The 2,375-nt window shown below is 32.1% G+C and carries 4 protein-coding genes; all 4 read right to left on the bottom strand.

The genetic code is table 11. The annotated features are described in order from the left end of the window. Positions 1-79 precede the first annotated feature (79 nt). A complete protein-coding gene (locus ACFO7M_RS01360) occupies positions 80-829 on the bottom strand; it encodes a hypothetical protein (protein ID WP_379733621.1) in 750 nt (249 codons plus the stop codon). Between the two features lie 134 nt (positions 830-963). Beyond that, a complete protein-coding gene (locus tag ACFO7M_RS01355; protein ID WP_379733619.1) occupies positions 964-1,749 on the bottom strand; it encodes a hypothetical protein in 786 nt (261 codons plus the stop codon). Positions 1,750-1,865: 116 nt separating this feature from the next. Further along, a complete protein-coding gene (locus ACFO7M_RS01350; protein ID WP_379733623.1) occupies positions 1,866-2,243 on the bottom strand; it encodes a tyrosine-type recombinase/integrase in 378 nt (125 codons plus the stop codon). Beyond that, positions 2,125-2,375: hypothetical protein (locus ACFO7M_RS01345; RefSeq protein WP_379733625.1), on the bottom strand; the 251-nt coding region annotated here is incomplete at its 5' end. The genes ACFO7M_RS01350 and ACFO7M_RS01345, both read right to left, overlap by 119 nt.

The following is a 2,375-nucleotide window of genomic DNA, read 5'->3' as shown; positions in this document are numbered from 1 at the left end:
TAGAAGTACCATGCCTAAATTTATTTAAAAAAAATACTTTTTATTTGTTTTTAAGCACAGTTCTTTGTTATGCGACGTGCTAATATAGATTCTTAAGTGTCCAATTTACACCATCAAGGAGTTCTTGAACCTCGGTCATATTCGGTTCTCGCTCTTTTTTGTGAGCACAAAGGTTTCTAATATCACTTAAGTAAAGTATTTTTTTCCAAGTGGTTGTGTCAATTATGTCATTGTTTTTTAGATTTTCGTTATAATCAGATAACGTTGGATTCTTTTTAGCAATTTTAATATTGTGATTGCTTATCACCTTTTCTAAATGAGACTCAAGAATTACTCCAGCAAGTACACCACTAGCACGTAAATTTATTTTCAATAAAGTTTTTGCGTTTGATAATTCAGTTTCTTGGATTTCATATAAGAGTGTCGTCTGAATGTCAGCGAGAGTACTATCAAATCTTTCAAAAATTGAGACTAAAATTGTATATTGGTTATAAAAATTCGTCAGAGTTTCATTTTGTGAATCAAATGCTGGAAATCTTTGCGAATTAGGTGCAATGTTTTTTAAGTAATCCTGTATTACATACGTTCCGTATCCAAGCACTTTTCTTTTCGAATCAATTTCGTAATGAGATTTAAAATCATTAAGCCTTTCTTTGCCAAACGTTTCAACAATTTTTAAAGCTTTTGAATACCATTTTTGATATTCCAAATGAAAAGAATAGTCTTTAGCCTTTTCTTTTTCTAATTTGTTTTGAAGATACAAAAGAATTTCGGTTGCATCACTAATTGTTTTGGCTATTTCTTTTTTTACTTCAAGTTTAGATTTCATAACTCGTTTTTTTTTCAAGGATGTCGCATAACGTTTCGCGGCTTGGCGCAGTAGCGACTGCGTGGAACGATTATTTCTTGCTAAGATAAGATTTTCCAGCGGAAAATCGAACGTGGTTTTAAAGATAAAAGTAGCTATTGCGCCAAACCGTTGTTAGTGGCAGTTAGATTGTCAGGCTGAAATAAATAATGATTTAGCCCAACATTTTGAATTGATTTTATTATACTTTTTTCATTAGTCCAATATAAATCTCCATTATTGACATACGTTAAGTTGAACATATCAATCCAATCATTATTTCTGATTTTTTTTCCTGATTTAGATATTTCTCTGAGTAAATCATCGAAAGTGTTTATCAGTAATTCATGTTTTTCATAATCAAGATTTGGAATTATCGGAAATGATGAATTCAAACTTTGTAAGTTATCGTTAGCTAATTTTAGGATATAATTTTCAGTAAATTTGCGTGTATCAAGTTTTTTAAAGCTGATTTTATCCGCATCAACTCTCTTTTTATATTGTATTGATTGCTCATTTACATAATTTGATAATCCACTGATATCATATCTTTCAGGATGTGTTGACTTTAATTTGTTGTAATCTAGATTCATAAGAGATTCAAATTCATTTAAATACCAAGCTACACTTAATCTTGGTTTTAAATCTGTCTTCACATCACTCAGTATAAACTCAAATGGATCAAAACGAATGAAGTCTACAAATCTAGCATTGTATAAAACCATTCTTACGGCTTTTTTTAGTGCCAACAAAGATTCAGGACTTTTATGCATATTTGGGCTAGTATACAATTCACTCAGCACAGTTATTGGTAAAGTAAGTCTATAAGATTTGCTAATTTCACCAACTTGTTCTTGAGTTATTGAATACCAAATATTTGTATCTGTAATGATTTTTTTCATACGAAGTTGAACTAATTGCCACTAACTTGTTTATATGTATTGTTTTATCATACATATCCTTCCAAAAGGGCAGGATAGGTACAGTTAGTACAATACGCATTCAAATATACTACATTTCATAAATTATCAAACGGACTTTTAATTTGTTGTAAACTATGCGTACTCACATGCGTATAGATCTCGGTAGTTTTACTGCTGCTATGCCCTAGTAACTCCTGTATGTAACGGATATCGGTACCGCTTTCTAATAAATGCGTGGCATAACTGTGGCGAAGCCAATGCAAACTAACCGGTTTCTTAATTTTTGATCGGTAAAGCGCTTGTTTCATAACACTTTGCAAACTCTGTTCGGAGTATTGCTTGTGCTCAATACCTTCAAACAACCATTGTTTTGGTTTGTGCAATTGATAATACATCCGCAACAGTGCTATAATCTTGACGGAAAGTGGTGTAATCCGGTCTTTTTTTCCTTTCGATTGTCGGATAGTCAGAATATTTCGCTTCGAATCTATATCCGTAAGCTTTAGGTTCAGCAATTCGCTTCTTCGTAATCCTCAGGCATAAAGCAAACTCAGCATGGTTTTGTGCTTTAAATTGGAGGTGGATTCCAAAAGCAATTTCACCTC

This window comes from Flavobacterium sp. GCM10023249, assembly GCF_042653365.1.
GTDB lineage: Bacteria > Bacteroidota > Bacteroidia > Flavobacteriales > Flavobacteriaceae > Flavobacterium.
Note: the sequence above shows the minus strand (reverse complement) of the source record. Positions and strands in the feature narration are given on the sequence as shown.

What these genes read in the sequence shown, in the direction of transcription:
- ACFO7M_RS01360 (WP_379733621.1), bottom strand. Translation starts at nt 829, where the DNA reads ATGAAATCTAAACTTGAAGTAAAAAAAGAAATAGCCAAAACAATTAGT.
- ACFO7M_RS01355 (WP_379733619.1), bottom strand. Translation starts at nt 1,749, where the DNA reads ATGAAAAAAATCATTACAGATACAAATATTTGGTATTCAATAACTCAA.